The 16,079-nt window shown below is 57.7% G+C and carries 16 protein-coding genes and 1 tRNA gene; 11 read left to right on the top strand and 6 right to left on the bottom strand.

The features are described 5' to 3' along the window. The first annotated feature begins 38 nt into the window (after positions 1 to 38). The 6 genes from VN577_12585 (at position 39) to VN577_12560 (ending at position 4,116) form a co-directional block, all read left to right on the top strand. Positions 39 to 410 (top strand): hypothetical protein, encoded by a 372-nt coding sequence (locus VN577_12585; GenBank protein HWR15660.1) that lies wholly within the window; start codon positions 39 to 41, stop codon positions 408 to 410. A 231-nt stretch (positions 411 to 641) separates the two neighbouring features. Then, positions 642 to 1,694, top strand: a complete 1,053-nt coding sequence (tdh, locus tag VN577_12580; protein ID HWR15659.1) for an L-threonine 3-dehydrogenase — start codon at positions 642 to 644, stop codon at positions 1,692 to 1,694. A gap of 56 nt (positions 1,695 to 1,750) precedes the next feature. Beyond that, the gene (locus VN577_12575; protein HWR15658.1) at positions 1,751 to 2,305 is read left to right on the top strand and encodes a DinB family protein; all 555 of its coding nucleotides are present in this window, start codon (positions 1,751 to 1,753) and stop codon (positions 2,303 to 2,305) included. A 104-nt stretch (positions 2,306 to 2,409) separates the two neighbouring features. Beyond that, positions 2,410 to 3,624 (top strand): glycine C-acetyltransferase, encoded by a 1,215-nt coding sequence (locus VN577_12570; protein HWR15657.1) that lies wholly within the window; start codon positions 2,410 to 2,412, stop codon positions 3,622 to 3,624. Between the two features lie 63 nt (positions 3,625 to 3,687). Next, entirely contained in the window at positions 3,688 to 3,999 is a 312-nt protein-coding gene (locus VN577_12565) for a metal-sulfur cluster assembly factor (GenBank protein ID HWR15656.1), read from the top strand. A gap of 40 nt (positions 4,000 to 4,039) precedes the next feature. Continuing rightward, positions 4,040 to 4,116: transfer RNA gene (locus VN577_12560), tRNA-Pro, on the top strand. An 857-nt stretch (positions 4,117 to 4,973) separates the two neighbouring features. Here the strand turns inward: VN577_12560 and VN577_12555 are convergent. Together VN577_12555 and VN577_12550 are read right to left on the bottom strand one after the other, a co-directional pair. Continuing rightward, a complete protein-coding gene (locus VN577_12555; GenBank protein HWR15655.1) occupies positions 4,974 to 6,320 on the bottom strand; it encodes an amidohydrolase family protein in 1,347 nt (448 codons plus the stop codon). 187 nt (positions 6,321 to 6,507) lie between these two features. After that, positions 6,508 to 7,818: an MFS transporter gene (locus tag VN577_12550; protein ID HWR15654.1), complete on the bottom strand. Its 1,311-nt coding sequence runs from the start codon at positions 7,816 to 7,818 to the stop codon at positions 6,508 to 6,510. 125 nt (positions 7,819 to 7,943) lie between these two features. Between VN577_12550 and VN577_12545 the strand changes: the two genes are divergently transcribed. Together VN577_12545 and VN577_12540 are read left to right on the top strand one after the other, a co-directional pair. Continuing rightward, positions 7,944 to 8,597, top strand: coding sequence for a class I SAM-dependent methyltransferase (locus VN577_12545; protein ID HWR15653.1), 654 nt, complete (start codon positions 7,944 to 7,946; stop codon positions 8,595 to 8,597). A 94-nt stretch (positions 8,598 to 8,691) separates the two neighbouring features. Beyond that, a complete protein-coding gene (locus tag VN577_12540; GenBank protein HWR15652.1) occupies positions 8,692 to 9,093 on the top strand; it encodes an RNA-binding protein in 402 nt (133 codons plus the stop codon). Positions 9,094 to 9,124: 31 nt separating this feature from the next. On the opposite strand, the gene VN577_12535 is transcribed toward VN577_12540, so the two are convergent. Next, on the bottom strand, positions 9,125 to 9,958 hold the full coding sequence (locus VN577_12535; GenBank protein ID HWR15651.1) for a metallophosphoesterase family protein: 834 nt from the start codon (positions 9,956 to 9,958) through the stop codon (positions 9,125 to 9,127). Next, entirely contained in the window at positions 9,959 to 10,855 is an 897-nt protein-coding gene (locus VN577_12530) for a diacylglycerol kinase family protein (GenBank protein ID HWR15650.1), read from the bottom strand. It lies immediately after the preceding gene. A 117-nt stretch (positions 10,856 to 10,972) separates the two neighbouring features. Here VN577_12530 and VN577_12525 point away from each other — a divergent pair, with 117 nt between their 5' ends. From VN577_12525 to VN577_12515, 3 genes are read left to right on the top strand one after another with little or no spacing between them, the layout of a single operon-like run. Then, positions 10,973 to 11,860 carry a PAS domain-containing protein gene (locus VN577_12525; GenBank protein ID HWR15649.1) on the top strand — a complete coding sequence of 296 codons (888 nt, stop codon included), beginning with the start codon at positions 10,973 to 10,975 and terminating at the stop codon, positions 11,858 to 11,860. After that, entirely contained in the window at positions 11,851 to 12,726 is an 876-nt protein-coding gene (gene motA, locus VN577_12520) for a flagellar motor stator protein MotA (GenBank protein HWR15648.1), read from the top strand. Before VN577_12525 ends, motA begins: the two co-directional genes overlap by 10 nt. Before the next feature lie 2 nt (positions 12,727 to 12,728). Then, positions 12,729 to 13,496, top strand: coding sequence for a flagellar motor protein MotB (locus tag VN577_12515; GenBank protein ID HWR15647.1), 768 nt, complete (start codon positions 12,729 to 12,731; stop codon positions 13,494 to 13,496). A 35-nt stretch (positions 13,497 to 13,531) separates the two neighbouring features. On the opposite strand, the gene VN577_12510 is transcribed toward VN577_12515, so the two are convergent. Together VN577_12510 and VN577_12505 are read right to left on the bottom strand one after the other, a co-directional pair. Next, a complete protein-coding gene (locus VN577_12510) occupies positions 13,532 to 14,620 on the bottom strand; it encodes an AI-2E family transporter (GenBank protein HWR15646.1) in 1,089 nt (362 codons plus the stop codon). Between the two features lie 90 nt (positions 14,621 to 14,710). Then, the coding region (locus tag VN577_12505) for an Ig domain-containing protein (protein ID HWR15645.1) at positions 14,711 to 16,079 on the bottom strand (1,369 nt) is incomplete at its 5' end.

The raw sequence follows: 16,079 nt of genomic DNA, 5'->3' as shown, positions 1-16,079 counted from the left end.
AGCAAAATGTCCGCACCTTAACTTTTAGGACATACGAAATGGTGCGACTGAAATCGGTTGGTGTGCTCTCGGCAGCGAAAGTTTCCGGACTGCTTCATGCAGGACTTTCCCTTCTGCTTATTCCCATTTTTGTCCTCATGGCATTGGCCATGAGTTTTGCTCCGAAGGCTGCGAATGAACCTTCGCCCATGTTCTTTGTGGTGTTCGCCTTCTTCGCGCCGTTCATTTACGGGGCCATGGGCTTTATCCTCGGCGCGATCGGTGCATTCGTTTACAACCTGGTCGCAGGCTGGATCGGCGGGCTGGAACTGCGCTTTGAAACCATGGTTCCCGCACCGGTTGCGATGCCACAACCGCAGATGCCGCAGCCACCAGCACCAGGGACAGGCGCTCCAACAATTCAGTCGTAGGCGACTTCGCAAGGGCTACTTCGGCCGTCTGCTCCGGGTTCCGGGCCCTTTCGGCGTGGCTACATAGACGCGCTTCGTGGGTTGAGGCCAAGGCTCGGGAAGCTCTGGCCACATGCTAAAATCATGCGTTTGCCCGTTCGAGCGCACTTGCTTCTGTGCTGTCGAGCACTGACCAAATCCGGTGCCCGGCTGGACACTCGGATGTAGTCTCGAATGGGAAGGATAGTTTTCATGCCTGACACAATGCTGGCGGTATTGAAGCCGGAAGCCGCGCCTGGAGCGGAAGTCCGCGAAGTTAAGATTCCGAAGTTCGGTCCCAACGATGTGCTGGTGAAAGTGGATGTCGCTTCCGTTTGCGGAACCGACCTCCACATCTACAACTGGGACCAGTGGGCGCAGCACCGCATTCATCCGCCGCTCATCCCCGGACACGAGTTCTGTGGGCACGTAGCCGCTGTCGGCGATGAAGTCACGACCGTACAGGAAGGCGACTTCGTTTCCGCCGAGATGCACGTGGCCTGCGGCAAGTGCCTGCAATGCCGCACCGGCGAGGCGCACATCTGCCAGAACGTGAAGATCATCGGCGTTGACGCGAACGGCGCGTTCGCCGAATACGTCTGCATCCCTGAGTCGAATATCTGGAAGCTCGACCCGGCGATCCCGAAGGAATACGCCAGCATTCTCGATCCACTCGGCAACGCCGTGCACACGGTGCTTGCCGGCGATATCGCGGCGAAGACGGTCGCCATCACCGGATGCGGCCCGATCGGCCTGTTCGCCATCGAAGTTGCGCATGCTTGCGGAGCGACACAGGTGTTTGCGCTGGAAACCAATGTCTATCGACGCAAGATCGCCAAGGAAATGAAGGCCGATTTCGTCATCGATCCTTCAAGCGAAGACGCGAAGCAGATCGTGATGGACGCGACCGGCGGCGTCGGCGTCGACGTTGTACTCGAAATGGCCGGACACCCGAGCGCAATCCGAACAGGATTCGACATCCTGCGTCGTGGTGGTCGCATTTCCCTCCTCGGTATTCCTTCCAAGCCCATCTCGCTCGACTTCGCCGACGACATCATCTTCAAGGGCGCAACCATCCAGGGCATCAATGGCCGCAAGATGTACCAGACCTGGTATCAGATGACCGCGCTGCTCAAGGCCGGCAAGCTGAACCTGCATCCGGTGATCACCGACAAGTTGGCGATGAAGGACTTCAACAAGGGCATGGAGCGCCTGCGGACGGGAGAGGCGAGCAAGATCCTGCTGTATCCGAATGGGAGCAAGTAAGTCGTCAGCACGCGATTCTGAAACCGGCAGGTCGCTCATAGTAATCTGATACAGATATGAGCACGCCAGTCACGCATGCGAAAATTTCTCCCCAACTTGCCGCCATTGCCGACGAACTCAACGCCGTTAACGACGGCTGGAAGCAGCTCGCGTCACAGGTGGAAGTGGACAAGGTATGGCAACGTCCGGCGAAGGGTGGCTGGTCGGTGGGCGAGTGTCTCGATCACCTCACTACGACCACGCGCCAGATGCTTCCGGCAGTGAAGAAAGCTTTATCGAATGGCCCCAAGGGCGGCGGTCCTTACAAAATGGATTTAAAAGGTAAGCTGCTGGTGTGGTTCATGGAGCCGCCGTATCGGATGAAGTTCAAAGCCGTGCCGAATTTTCAGCCGCACCAGACCGAGAAGGATCCGCTCAGGGAGTTTCTCCAGTCGCAGGAAGAAGCGCTCGACGTGCTGCGCCGCTGCAACGGACTCGATCTCAACAAGCTGAAGATTGTGTCACCCGTGGACGCGCGCATGAGCTACAACGCGTACGCCGCGCTCAAGCTGCTGCCCGCCCATCAGAGACGCCATCTCTGGCAGGCTCAGCAGATTGTGAAGCATCTGTGAGTTGTCCGAACTGGCCTCTCTTCGCCTACAATAGTCAGTTCTTTCGGGCGCGGCGATCAACGTAATCACCGCGCTCTCTCGTACATTCCCCAGCGAGGTCTCGCATGACAACAGCAACCCGCACTGATCCTCTTTCTTATCTAGGCAAACAGCTCGACGAACTGAAAGCGAAAGGAACGCACTTCAGGTTACGCGTGCTCGAAGACGAGCAAGCTCCGGTCTGCACTTTCGACGGCAAGCAGGTCATCAACCTGGCGTCGAACAACTACCTTGGACTGACCACGCACCCGAAGCTGCGCGAAGCGGCTCTGGCCGCCACGAAAAAGTACGGCGTCGGCTCGGGCGCGGTGCGCACGATCGCCGGGACCATGTCGCTGCACATGGAACTCGAAGAAAAGATCGCGCGCTTTAAGGGCACGGAAGCTTGTGTCGTATTCCAGTCGGGCTTCACGGCGAATGCCGGAACGGTTTCGGCGATCCTCGGCAAGGAAGACTTCATCATCTCCGATGAGTTAAACCACGCGTCGATCATCGACGGAGCGCGCCTGTCTCGCGCTAAGATCCTCGTCTTCCGCCACAAAGATGTTGCACACGCCGAAGAGCAGCTCGCCAGTGTGAAAGATCAGCCTGGACACAAATTGGTCATAACCGACGGTGTCTTCTCCATGGATGGCGACATCGGGCCGCTTCCCGGCTTATGTGAGGTGGCCGAAAAATACGGCGCCATCATGATGGTGGATGACGCGCACGCCAGCGGTGTGCTCGGGCGCAACGGACGCGGAACCGTGGACCACTTCGGCGTTCACGGACGCGTTGACGTGCAGGTTGGAACGCTGTCGAAGGCCATTGGCGCACTCGGCGGATACGTCTGCGGCTCCAAGGACCTGATCGACTTCCTGTATCACCGCGGTCGTCCGTTCCTGTTCTCCACGTCGCATCCGCCGTCAGTCGCGGCAACATGCATCGCGGCGTTCGATGTTCTCCAGGATGAACCAGAGTTGATCGATCAGCTCTGGGACAACACGAAGTACTGGAAGAAGGAGCTCGGTGGGTTGGGCTTCAACATCGGCGGACAGAACACGCCAGCTAGCGAAACACCCATCACGCCGATCATCATCGGAGACGGCAAGCTCACGATGGAGTTCTCGCGCGAGCTGTTCAAGGAAGGCGTGCTCGGAACCGGCATTGCGTTCCCGACGGTTCCGGAAGGCAAAGCTCGCATCCGCACGATCATGACCGCGACGCACACGCGTGAACAACTCGACAAAGCGCTGGAGACGTTGAAGCGCGTTGGAAAGCGGTTGGGGATCCTGCAGTAGCAAGGTGTTCCGCAAGTTAGGGCGGCCATATCGGCCGCCTTTTTTTCATTTAGAATTGGACCAATGGCACTTACGACAGAAGCTGTGTGGGACAAGCTGCGCAACTGCTACGATCCCGAGATTCCGTTGAACGTCGTGGATCTCGGTTTGATCTACAACGTCAACATTGAGAACGAAGGCGACGTGGTGATCGACATGACGCTGACGGCGCAGGGGTGTCCGTCGCACGCTGAGATCAGCCGCGATATCAAGATGACGGTGCTGAGCACGCCGGGCGTGAACAACTGCAAGGTGAACGTCGTGTGGGATCCGCCGTGGACGCCGGAACGCATCAGCGCGGAAGGCCGGCAAAAACTGGGAATCGAAGACGAGTAGTGTGCGAGAGCTTCACTCGCATGGTGTAAAATGGAGCAGTCGGGACGTGGCTCAGCCTGGTAGAGCACTCGCTTGGGGTGCGAGGGGTCGGCAGTTCAAATCTGCCCGTCCCGACCATTCATTGAATTTCCTATCTTCTTCTCACTAAGTATCCTCATACCGTTCGAATCCTGAATCGTTGCCGTGGGAGAGGTGCGTTCCGATTTGGGATCCCGCATGCGTAACGATCACGATCGACGGCCGAAGTAGCCGGAGCTTGGGTTAGAGTTGCACTGCATCGAAGACTAACCCCACTAGTTCGGGAGCGCAGTAGTAACGGGGACCGTGTCGGCAACGGGGAACCTGGGCCATCAGCCGGGATAGAGCGTCTGCAGACAACGAGGAACTATGAATAGTAATGAGTCTTCATCACCATCAGGCAAAAATCGGAGTGCGACCCAGTTCTTCTTGTCTTCTCCGTTCCGAGACAGAATATTTGTCGGAAATACTTTCCTCCTCTTTGCTGATGCGACAATGATTATCGTCATCCTGGCTAAGCATTGGAGTGAATTGCCGCCTCGCATAACTCTTTACCTTTTTGTCGTAATGATCGGTTTAATCTCTACGTGGCTATGGACTCTAAGGGCACACAGAGACGCTCGGATGTTCGTCAAATCGATTCCTTTGAATGGGCCGATCGATACGACCACGGTTGGGAATGCGCTTTCAATTGCGGCAAACTTAACCCATTTAGGACTGTTCTACACCTTCTTGCTAGTCGGGATGTGCCTCATGGCTTTAGGTGAAGCAATATAGGAGAAAGCGAGAATTTTAAGTGTCCGGACTATCCTCCAAGGAACGGCTAAGGGGCGCGGCACCCACGTTTCGTCTGACCGGCCCCCTGTTTAAGAATCGATTCCCTGCGATGTCGGCGACTACTCCTTTTCAAATTGCACTTAATCTCGTTCAGAGCATGAGTTCAGATTCGAATCGGCTTACTTCCATCCATACAAGCGTCGCGCATTATCACGCAGAACCCCGCGCCCAATTGCCACTGCTTCAGCTTCGTTAATCACACTGTCACGAACCAAACCAGCCAACCCCAAGTACAGCGCGTCGCGCGTCGCACGCGAAAGCATTATGTGCAGTACATCGGCACCGCCAACTACGGACGGATAAGGGGCTGCATCTGTGCCGTAAAGCACCTTCTCGGGGGCTAACACCAGATACGCGCGCAGGCGATCCGCAAAAGCAGGTACCGGGTAAAGGAAGGCCATCGTTGAAATATCGATCCATACGTTAGGCTTAAGAGCTTGGTAGGCCGCGATCTCATGCCATGGCAAACCGCCGTGGATGAGGACGATCGGAGTCGCAAAGAATTGGGGATCGGTCAACACATCATCGAGGTTACTAACGTCGGAGTCGTACGTTCGCATGAACGGCGGTATACCGAGAGAGGAGTGGATGTGGACGACAAGATGAAGCTTTCCAGCCTCGAGAAGGATGTGGCGCCACACGAAGTCCTGCAGTGCTATATATTCATCGCGCGACAGCGGCTTCTTTTGCCCCTCGGCATAGAGCCTCGCGGCCTGAACCTGGGAAATCTCAGCGATATGTAACGTGCGAAGATATGCGTCAATAAACTTCACAGCCACTGCACCTTGCTTTTGCCAGCGGTGCAGCGTCTGATCAACAAAGATGATATAGGTGCCAAAGTCCTCGGGCACTGCGGTGAGATTGGCCTCTTTCAAAACACCTTGCAGATCTCGCTGCAGGGTCGCGATGTCGTCCTTGTGTCGCGGACTGCGAGCCATCAAATGGTCGGCGGCCAATGGATATAACAGAATACTGGCAGTAGGCACCCAGCGCAGGCGCTGGCCATCAGTACCTTGCCGGATATTGGAGTTGACGAGGACAACTTCAGTGTTCGTGTAGTCTAGATGATTTATCCAGTAGCCGTGCTCGCCTAACTTCTTAATCATTGCGGCACGTGCGTTCGCAATCGATTTATCAGTTAACACCCAGTCACGTGGATCTACGGTGACGTCAAACCGTGCCTTTATCATGGCGGGGAGCCAGGGATGCGTGCTGCGCAGCAGCACTGGCCCTTGGGCGGCCTCCTTCGGATCGAAGCTCATCGCGCCGAGGCCAAGCAGGTGTGTGTGAGTATCGATCGCGGCAACTGGGTCAAGTGCTCCAGCAAGGCGCTGGAAGAGTGGATCATTCTTCCACGGGGGCGGGTCTTGAGCGGACATTAGGCCCGACAATAGTCCGGTCAGCACCAGCAGACCTGCGATCTCTGACGCCTTCCTGTGAAATCCGCAAAGAACCTTGGGTAACATGGTGCCCTCCCAAGAAACTACGGGCGCATTCTGATCGCTTTTGGGATCTTGGGCAAGCGGCCTCCCAAAGAGATGCTAAATCTCATTCCCGAGCGGTGCCCCCACCAAGGCCGGCCATTCTTCCTCTTTATCACTCCTTCAAAACACACTCCAGCTCAATCGGGCGTAGACAAACTGGCGCTCACGGCTACTCGTCCAAGCGCCGGTCGTTGGTTTCCTTCATCGGGAAGAGCAGGAGCAATCCGATCACGCCATGGAGCATGACGTAGAACGCCGGGGCTAGCGGTTGCTTCAGCGTCTCGATCAGCCAGGCCGAAATGAGCGGGGCGGTGCCTCCGGCGGCGGCGAGGGTGACGCTGTAGGCAATGCTCATCGATGTGACGCGCGTGCGCAGCGGAAAGATTTCGACCACCATGGCGCCCTGAAGTCCGAGAGCCATGCCGATCGGCACCGCCAGCATCACCTGCGCCAGAACGAATTCGGCGGGCGAACCGGAGAGCATGAGGCGGAACGAGGGGTAGATGAATGCAATCATGGCCGCGGTCAAGATGAGCATCAAGCGACGGCGTCCGGTGCGGTCCGAAAGCCATCCGCCGAACGGTTTCGCCAGCAATACGATCACGAGGCTGAGCGTGTTGGCGAGCAGGAAGTCAGCTCCCCCGCCGGAAAGGCTCTTGCGGCGCTCTACCATGTAAGTAAAGGTGAGGTAATAAGCAGCATTCGTAGTGGCGACGATGCCGAAGGTTTGCAACATGGGCAGCCAGTCGGCAACGAGCGACGGGATAAGCGCCGGTCGGATTTCACGCGCCTTCATGCCCTCGGCGGTTTCGTGGATGCCGCGGCGGAGAAGCCACCCGACCACGCAAAAGAGAACGCTGCCGATGAAGGGGACACGCCATCCCCACGTCACGACCTGTTCGGGACTGAGTGCGGCGTTGATGGCCCACGCGGAACCTGATCCGAGAATGAAGCCGATGGTCACGCCCGCCGCCGTGGAACTGCTCACGATGCCACGCGTGAGCGGGTTCGATGCCTCCGTGGTGAAGACCATGGATCCGGTAAACTCACCGCCGACCGAGAATCCCTGGATCACGCGCATGGTGACAAGCAGAATGGGCGCCATCATGCCGATCTGCTCGTAAGTGGGAAGCAGCCCCATGATCAACGTGGAACCGCCCATCAGGCCAATGGAGAGCGTAAGCAGGGCGCGACGGCCAATGCGGTCGCCGACCATGCCGAGCACCAGGCTGCCCACCGGACGCGCAAAGAATCCGATGGCGAACACACCGAACGCCAGCAGTTGCTGCGCGCTAGCGCTGGATTTCGGAAAGAACTGGTGGCCGATATCGGTGGCGAAATAGCCGTAGACGGCAAAATCGAACCACTCCAGCACGTTGCCGATCAGGCCGGCAAGGGCAGTTCGAAGGGCGGACGGGCGCGCGACTGGTTCGGCGGCGCGGACTTGCGCTGTTTCCACGGCGGAGTCGTGTTGGCTCATCGTCTGGCCATTCTAGCGTCCTTCTCCGGATTTGCGGGGATGAAGAGCCGAATTGGCTGTGATGATCACCTCCACTTTGCCTGGTGCGAAAAACCAGGAGGAGCCTTCATAATGCAGAAGCATCCATGTTGAAGCTGCTGGTTCGCAAACTTCGGGCAGGATACGCGCGTGCCACCCGGCAGAGGGTATTCCGCGACATCTACCGCCGTAACTTGTGGTCGGGCGGCGAGTCCGTGTCCGGCGGAGGTTCCTCCCTGCAGGCGACGGCGCACGTCCGCGAGGCTCTGCCGGGACTTCTGCGCCAACTGGGAGTCCGAACCATGCTGGATGCCCCTTGCGGCGACTTCTACTGGATGTCGCAGGTGGAATTGCCGCTGGACCATTACGTCGGTATCGATATCGTGCCTGACCTGGTCGAAAATAACCACCGCAGGTACGGGTCACCCACTCGAAGCTTCCTGGTTCTGGACGCCATCAAGGACGACTTGCCGCATACTGACCTGGTGCTCTGCCGGCATCTGTTGATTCATCTTCCCCTCCGCGATTGCCGCCGGGTTTTGCGGAATTTTCAGAGAAGCGGGGCAAAGTACCTGCTGGTCACGCAACAGCCCCAGGTATCCGTAAACCGTGAGATCCACACCGGCAGCTTTCGCCCGTTGAACCTGATGCTGCCGCCCTTCGACTTCCCGCGCCCGGTGCAGACTTTCACTGACGCCACCGCTGTCGGGGACCCGGCAGTCCTGGCTCTATACGATTTCCAGACCCTCCAACTCGGATAGGCAATTCGGCGAACCATGGCAATTTGTGATATCGTTCAGGCTCCTTAGGTACTCGTGTGGTCCTGCTTGATGCATTTCCACTCAGCAAAGGTCGATGACGATGAAAAACATTTACGTGGGTAATATGGATTACGCCACCAGTGAGCAGGATCTTCGAAGCCTGTTCGAGCCGTATGGACAGGTAGAGAACGTGAGCGTCGCGAAAGACAAGTTCAGCGGGCAATCACGCGGTTTCGGCTTTGTGGAGATGGCGAACGACGAAGAAGCAAATAAGGCGATCGCTGAACTGAACGGGCGCCAAGTGGGAAGCCGCGCGCTCACCGTCAACGAAGCGCGTCCTCGTGAAGCACGCGCGCCCCGGTCCGGAGGTGGATACGGCGGCTTTGGCGGACGAGGCGGTAATCGCGGCGGCGGCGGTGGTGGTCGCGGTGACAGCCGTGGCGGCGGCGGCCGTGGACGTGACCGCGGTGGCGACCGTGGTGGTAATCGCTGGTAGATAATCCGGGGGCACTCAGCCCCCGCGTGCTTTACCCCACTTTTTCCTGCTCAATCGAGGTTGACGGCTGCCAACCCTGGCCGGAGTGTTGAAAGTTGGCGGGCTGGGCACCGACAAACTGCCTTTTCTCCGGCGACCAGAAGATACTTTGGACTGAAATATAGGGTCGTGCGATGCGCAGGACGTTGAACGAATTCGGTTCATCGCGCGTACGGCTCGAGATACTTGTACCCGCCTGCACGATCAACGCAGAGTACCCGGCAATGCGGTACCGCTCGGCGCTACACACCGTAAAGCATCGGTGTGCATGACCGGCAAGGAAGAGATCCGCTTGATGCCGTGCGAGAACTTCCATCGCACGTTGCGCGCGCCTGACGCGATATTTCTCCCGAATCGCCCGCGGAAAATCAAACGGATGATGAGTCACGACGATGCGCACGGCACCCGGCTTGGCCTGCGCGAAAAAGCGGGCTGCGCGGTTCAGTTGCGCAGTGCTGATGCTTCCCCGATCCGTCGTCAGTGAACGCGCAGTATTGATACTGAAGATGGAGACTTCGTCGTCCTGATAGGTGGGCTCAATGTCGCGCGCAATGTGGCGACGATATTTGGTGAGCGGCATGGCGAAGCGCTCAATGACATTCAGCGGTATGTCATGATTACCCGGGATGACGACCGTCGGCGCCTTAAGCCGATCGAGAAACGCGCGGGCCTCCTTGAACTGATGGGCGCGGGCGCGCTGCGTGAGATCCCCGGAAATCACAACGACATCCGGTGCAATCTGCTCGATGCTCTGGAGCAAAGGCTCCAGAAGAACCGGGTCGGCTTTGCCGAAATGCAAATCCGAAAGGTGAACGAGGATGCGCATTTATGCGGCCGCTTCCCCATTCTTCACGGCGGGAACGATCATCCGCAGTGCGCGTGGAACCACCCGAAACCTGAGCGGCAGATTCAGTTTGAAGCGTTCACCGTCCAGCGCGAGCGTAGCGCGGCGACGCGCCCCGTGGATCTCTAACTCCCGCCCGCATAGGACCTTAATGTCGTGCGGAGTTTCGATACGACGACGCAACATGCGCCAGGCGAGCCGGAGCAGGCCAAGTCGCCCGACCGCCGGCAATACGAATACAGCAAAGCCATCGGCATCGACGCAGGCAGGGCCGTCGAGTTCGAACTCGCGCAGTTGGTAGCTGTTCCGTGCGACGAAGATCATGGGCGTCTTCACGTAATGCTTCTCGCCATCAAGCGTCAGGGTGAGTCGCAGATTCACCCGGGGCCGAGCAAATGCCTGCACCACTGCCCAATAGGCCGCGAGCCGGCTACGACCCCAGTGTCGGTACGTCTTCTCACGGATCCAGAGAATCTGCGGATAAAGTCCGATGCTCGCATTGTTCAGGAACACGCGTCCGTTTACCTGGGCGAGGGTGATGTCTTGGCCATCCGGTTGGGAACACACGCTGAAGCATTCGGGGACTTCCTGCGGAATTCCGAGTTGGCGGGCAAAGTAGTTGAAGGTGCCAAGCGGAAGAACTCCCATCCGTACTCCGGAACCAATCAGTTCTGAGGCAACTGCGTTGATGGTTCCGTCGCCTCCGCCGGCGATTACCGTGTCGTATCCCGCATCACGGGCATGCCTCGCTTGAGCGGCGATATCGTTACCGTTCACTAAGTGAACGTCGAGCTCCAGTCCCCTTTCCTGGGCAAACGAACGGAGTTGGTCGGCAACCTCACGTTTCTTCTGGTCACCCGATCCCGCGTTTAAGAGCACCAATGTTTTGCTTTTTGGTTTCGGCAACACGGTTTGTTGGATGCAGCGGACCGTCTCGCGGCTTGGCGGCGAAGGGTTTCCGACTGAAGTACCGGCGAATTTCTGCCGAAATGAAAGATGGTGACTTCTCTCGAACACAATCCCGCGATCTTCCGCGATTTCGCCGATCTGCTGCCATTCGGCGCCTACGTGGTGGACACCAACCACAAGGTGCTGTTCTGGAATAAGCGAGCCGAGCAGATTACCGGGTATCTCTCGCAGGATATCCTTGGCCGGAAGTGCGGCGACGGCATGCTCGACCACTGCTCTCCCGGCGGCTCGGTGGTGTGCGGTTCGGATCACTGCCCGCTGGAGAAAGTAACTCACGCCGGAGAGACGTTCGAGTCGAAACTCTTTCTTCGGCATATTGAAGGTCATCGTGTGCCGGTGCTGGTTAGAACGTTTCTGCTGCGCGACGAACGATTGAAATCGACTCTCATTGCGCAAGTATTCCAGGAAGAAAGCGTCGGACCGGACGGCCTGTGCTGGATCAGCGAGCATATCGATCGATTCGATCAGCAGATGGGTTTGCCTTCGGTGGTCGCATCGAGAGCACAACTGCAATTAAGCATGTCACTACCGAAGAGCCACAGCGCCGCACTGGTTGTAGAGATCGAACGCCTCCGCGAGATGGCCATCAACCGCGGGCGTGAGATGGCGAATGTTGCGCTCCGGGCCCTCGCACAAACGGTGTCACGTGTCCTGACGGTGCCGCACTATCTTGGCTGCTGGACCGGGTCTCGCCTGCTGGTGGTCGTTCCGAACAGCAGTCCAGAGCTCCTCCAGACGCTGAACGAAACTCTCGAAAACGCAGGCAGCGCCTGCGGAATCATGTGGTGGGGCGAGCGAGTGGTCTGTCGCGTACGAGCACAGGGAGTCATGCTCGAAGAGTACGACTCAGTCGAGAGTCTTCTTCGCGTCCTGGCTCCTGACGAAGAACTGCCGGAGAGAGCATCGTGTTCGTAATCATCGGTCTTCTCGTGGTATTCGGCGCGGTGCTGGGCGGATATCTGCTCGAACATGGACGAATCGCCGTGCTGCTGCAGCCGGCGGAGTTGCTGATTATCGGCGGCGCAGGCATCGGTACTGTGCTGATTGCCAATCCGCTCCACGTTCTGAAGAAGATTGTCAGCGGCGTGATTGGCTCACTGAAACCATCACGTTTCGGTAAGCAACGCTACCTGGAGACTCTGAAACTCTGCTACGAAATCCTGAACAAGGCTCGCCGAGAAGGTCTGATGGGGTTGGAATCCGACGTGGAAGATCCCGGCAAGAGCCAGATCTTCTCCAAGCACGCCTGGTTCCTGAAAGACCATCACACGCGTGATTTCGTTTGCGACACCATGCGGATGGCCATCACCGGTGGCGTGGACCCATTCGATCTGGATCAAATGATGGAATCTGATATTGAGGTCTCGCATCATGAGGCGTCGGTCCCTGTGGCCGCGCTGAGCACCATGGCCGATTCTCTCCCGGGATTAGGCATCGTGGCAGCCGTTCTTGGCGTTGTGATCACGATGGGCGCACTCGGCGGCCCACCGGAAGAAATCGGTCAAAAAGTAGCGGCGGCATTGGTGGGAACGTTCCTCGGAATCCTGATGTGCTATGGGTTTGTGGGCCCGGTTGCGTCGAATATGGCGAAGTCGGCGGAAGAAGAGAATCAGTATCACAACGTGCTGCGAATCGTGCTGCTGTCGTTCATCAAGGGAAATGCGCCGATCCAGGCTCTTGAGTTCGGGCGCCGCGCGATTCCCGGCAGGGTGCGCCCCACCTTTCAGGAGATGGAATCGACAGCGAAAGGTGCGAATGCAGCGGCAGCGCAGGGGAAATAATCATGTCCACTCGCATTATCGTAAAAAAAGCACGCGCCCACGCAGGCCATCACGGTGGCGCATGGAAGGTGGCCTACGCGGACTTCGTCACCGCGATGATGGCGTTGTTCATTGTGCTGTGGCTGCTAAACAGTAACAAGCAGGTGCAGGAAGCAATCGGCGGTTACTTCAAGGATCCGACGGGCTCATCCAAGAAGGTCGGCAGCGATATGCGGGGCTCTGGCGATTACTTCGCAATCACCAAAGACGACATGCCCAAACTGAAGGAACAACTCACCAAGGCGCTGCGCAAGGTTCCCAATTTCGAAAAGCTCAGCAAGCAGATCGAAATGACGGTCACCGCCGAAGGTCTTCGCATTGAGTTGATCGAAGAGGCAAACGGGACGTTCTTCGACCTGGGGAGCGCAGAGCCGAGCCTCAGCGGCCAGGAACTGCTGACCGCACTCGCAAAGGAAATCGGAAAGCTGCCGAACAAGGTTTCCATTGAGGGACACACTGACTCGAAGCCCTACATGGGGGACCTGTATTCGAACTGGGAACTTTCCGTTGATCGTGCCAACACGGCACGGCGCATTATGCAGAATGCCGCCTTGAGCGGGAAGCAACTACTTCAGGTACGCGGACTGGCCGACCAGCATTTGCGGCTTCCCGCCAAACCGGATGATCCTTCGAACCGGAGGATTTCGGTGATTGTGCACTACGTGGAACTACAGGACCAACCGAAAGACGCAGCAGCACACGCCCAGACGGCGCAGGCAGCATCCCACTAGCGTCGCTGGCGAGCGGAACACCCCAACAGTCCGCTTCACGACGTGACGGACGTGGTAGACACGGGTTCAACTACCGCCGGCGCTGACCTGCGGCTCCACATCTCGATCAGCGCTCCCGCAACTGCGAAGATCACAGGCCCAACCACCAGGCCCGAAGCGCCGAATGCCGCGACTCCGCCAAGGACCGAGAAGAAGATCATGACCGTGTGCATACGGATGTCCCTGCCGACCAGCATGGGATAAAGAAGATTATCGGCAGTGCCGATCACCAGAGCGCCCCAGACCGCAAGAATGATCGCCTTATACATGTGACCGGTTATCACGAGGAACAATGCTGCGGGGACCCATACGACAAAGGCACCCAGCATCGGCACGAGAGCAAACACGGCCATGACCGATCCCCACAGCAGTGGGGCCGGCAGTCCCAGGAACCAGAACATCAGTCCGCCGAGCGTGCCCTGAATCGCCGCGATCACAATCCGGCCGCGCACGGACGCATCAATCGTCAACTTCACACGCGAGATCACGTCGTCGGCGTCTTTTCTGGAAAGCGGCATCAAGCCCCTGACAAAACCGTCGAAGACTTCGAAGTCTCTGAGCAGAAAAAAGACAGTAAAGAGAGCAATGAATAGTTGACCGAGCCCCGCTAGCGAGACGGCGAGAGCGGCCTGCGCGGTGTTGGCGGCGGTGCCCGCAATAGCCTGCGCCTGACCGGAGATGTTGATCCTCTGCTGTACCCAATCGACAGCATTCGCCAGCCTGGGATTCTCGCTCAGAACCACCCGCATTTTGTCTTGGAACTCCGGAGATCGCACAGTCCGGACGGCACCGATTCCTTCCGATACAACTTGCTCCGTAATCACGAACAGCGGAATTACCAGCACCAGGGTAATGATGATGACAGCAAGAAAAGAAGAAAGGGTACGGTTCCTCAGCCGCCGGTCAAGAACTCTGTGTAGGGGCCGCGTCACCACGGCGAGAGCGATTGCCCAGGTCAAAGCCGGAAAGAACGGCAGCAATATCCGATAACAGAGATAAATGACGACCAGCGTAGCCAGAAGCAGTCCGGCGACTTTAATCTGATTACGGCTGGTGGTAGAGGATATGAGCGGTGAGCTTTCCATCAAATCTCGCAGCTTCTGTTCCAAGTAGGATGCCGAATTGTAAGCGAGAAGAAGCGCAGCTTCTAAGAAGAAAAGCAGCTGGCATCTGCTTCAATTTGAGTCCCTAACTGTGAGCCGATACGCCATGTCCGGACGAGCATCTCCCCGCCAATCGAAGACATGGATGTATATCGTCTCCAGGGTCGAACTCCCAGGGATCTTGGCGGTGACACGAACGCTCCGGCGACCGACGGCCGTATAGCCATCCCCAGTCCACTGCATGCAGGAGTCGTCGAAATCATTCGGAGTTGCGTCGATCGGCAAGACTTTCGAGAAGTAGGCGTCGTCGAGAGTATCGATGCATGTGTTGAGACGCCGCCCGTTGGCGTCCAGAATCTCGATCACCGGATCCAACAGCGACTGAAAATCACCTTCGTAGCTGTAGCCCGTCACGGCTTCAACCATTACGAATAACTTTTTGCCGGGCGCCAGATCCATTCTGTAGTAGTCCTGGTCCGGAGCGAGGTTGCCATCTCGATCAGTAAGAGCACTGATAGAGGCGTAGTACGTCGAGGAGTAGATTTGCGTGGCGTTAGAGATGGAGTTGTTGTTCTCTGCGGGCGGGATTTCCGTAACGAGCAACTGCAGGCTTGGGTTGCTGATCCGCTGCTTGGCGGCGTCTTCCACCTGGATATACGCGCTGTAGAACCCAGAGGTAGTCGGTGTTCCCGAAATCAGGGTATTCGATTGAGTGTACGTTAACCCCGGAGGGAGTGAGAGCACGTACACAGTGTAAGGCGGGACCCCGCCGGACACTGGAACGGTGTACGAGTATGGTTGTCCGACGGTGGCGGTTGGTAGAGCCTTGGCAGGTAGGACTAGTTTTTCCGGTTGGATAATCACGGGAAAACTCATCCGAGTCGTCCTGGCAGGAGCTCCGGAGTCGGTTGCCTGAATACTGACCTGGTACTCACCCGCTTGGGATGGAATACCGGCGAGGATGAACTCGCGGGTTGAATCCTTGTCCGGATTCTGGCGCAGAGTCAACCCGGGCGGTAGACCTGTTGACTGCCACAAAATGGGAGTCACGCCTCCTCCCGCGATGATGTCGCGGTTGTATTTGACCGCCTTTTGGCCCTCCATTGCATAGGAGCGCATCCCGAATACGTCAATGGGCAGCGAACGGGTAGTGGTTTGCGGAACGGCGGATGAATCCGTCACTTGAAACTGAATCTGCGTCAGCATCCCCTCCTCTCCTTCCGGCCGCAATCCGCTAAGCACGCCGTCGGTAGAGAGCTTGAATCCGGTCATTTGAGGGTATTCGGTCAGGATGCTCCATTTGTAAGGCGGTGTACCGCCAGCCGCAGTTAGGGTAACGCTGTATGGGACACCGGACGTCGCGGGAGGCAACGACGCCGTCGTGATGCCAAACGAAACTGGTGCTGGTGTTCTGCCACCGCCTCCACCCCCACCTCCACAC

Source organism: Terriglobales bacterium, from assembly GCA_035561515.1.
Classification (GTDB): Bacteria; Acidobacteriota; Terriglobia; order Terriglobales; family Acidobacteriaceae; genus DATMXP01.
This window is presented reverse-complemented; position numbering and strand designations above follow the sequence as displayed.

Coding starts and splice junctions, on each gene's coding strand:
- VN577_12540 (HWR15652.1), top strand. CDS start 8,692: ATGACGATGAAAAACATTTACGTGGGTAATATGGATTACGCCACCAGT.
- VN577_12525 (HWR15649.1), top strand. CDS start 10,973: ATGGTGACTTCTCTCGAACACAATCCCGCGATCTTCCGCGATTTCGCC.
- VN577_12545 (HWR15653.1), top strand. CDS start 7,944: ATGTTGAAGCTGCTGGTTCGCAAACTTCGGGCAGGATACGCGCGTGCC.
- VN577_12585 (HWR15660.1), top strand. CDS start 39: ATGGTGCGACTGAAATCGGTTGGTGTGCTCTCGGCAGCGAAAGTTTCC.
- VN577_12570 (HWR15657.1), top strand. CDS start 2,410: ATGACAACAGCAACCCGCACTGATCCTCTTTCTTATCTAGGCAAACAG.
- VN577_12565 (HWR15656.1), top strand. CDS start 3,688: ATGGCACTTACGACAGAAGCTGTGTGGGACAAGCTGCGCAACTGCTAC.
- VN577_12535 (HWR15651.1), bottom strand. CDS start 9,958: ATGCGCATCCTCGTTCACCTTTCGGATTTGCATTTCGGCAAAGCCGAC.
- VN577_12555 (HWR15655.1), bottom strand. CDS start 6,320: ATGTTACCCAAGGTTCTTTGCGGATTTCACAGGAAGGCGTCAGAGATC.
- tdh (HWR15659.1), top strand. CDS start 642: ATGCCTGACACAATGCTGGCGGTATTGAAGCCGGAAGCCGCGCCTGGA.
- VN577_12510 (HWR15646.1), bottom strand. CDS start 14,620: ATGGAAAGCTCACCGCTCATATCCTCTACCACCAGCCGTAATCAGATT.
- VN577_12575 (HWR15658.1), top strand. CDS start 1,751: ATGAGCACGCCAGTCACGCATGCGAAAATTTCTCCCCAACTTGCCGCC.
- VN577_12515 (HWR15647.1), top strand. CDS start 12,729: ATGTCCACTCGCATTATCGTAAAAAAAGCACGCGCCCACGCAGGCCAT.
- VN577_12550 (HWR15654.1), bottom strand. CDS start 7,818: ATGAGCCAACACGACTCCGCCGTGGAAACAGCGCAAGTCCGCGCCGCC.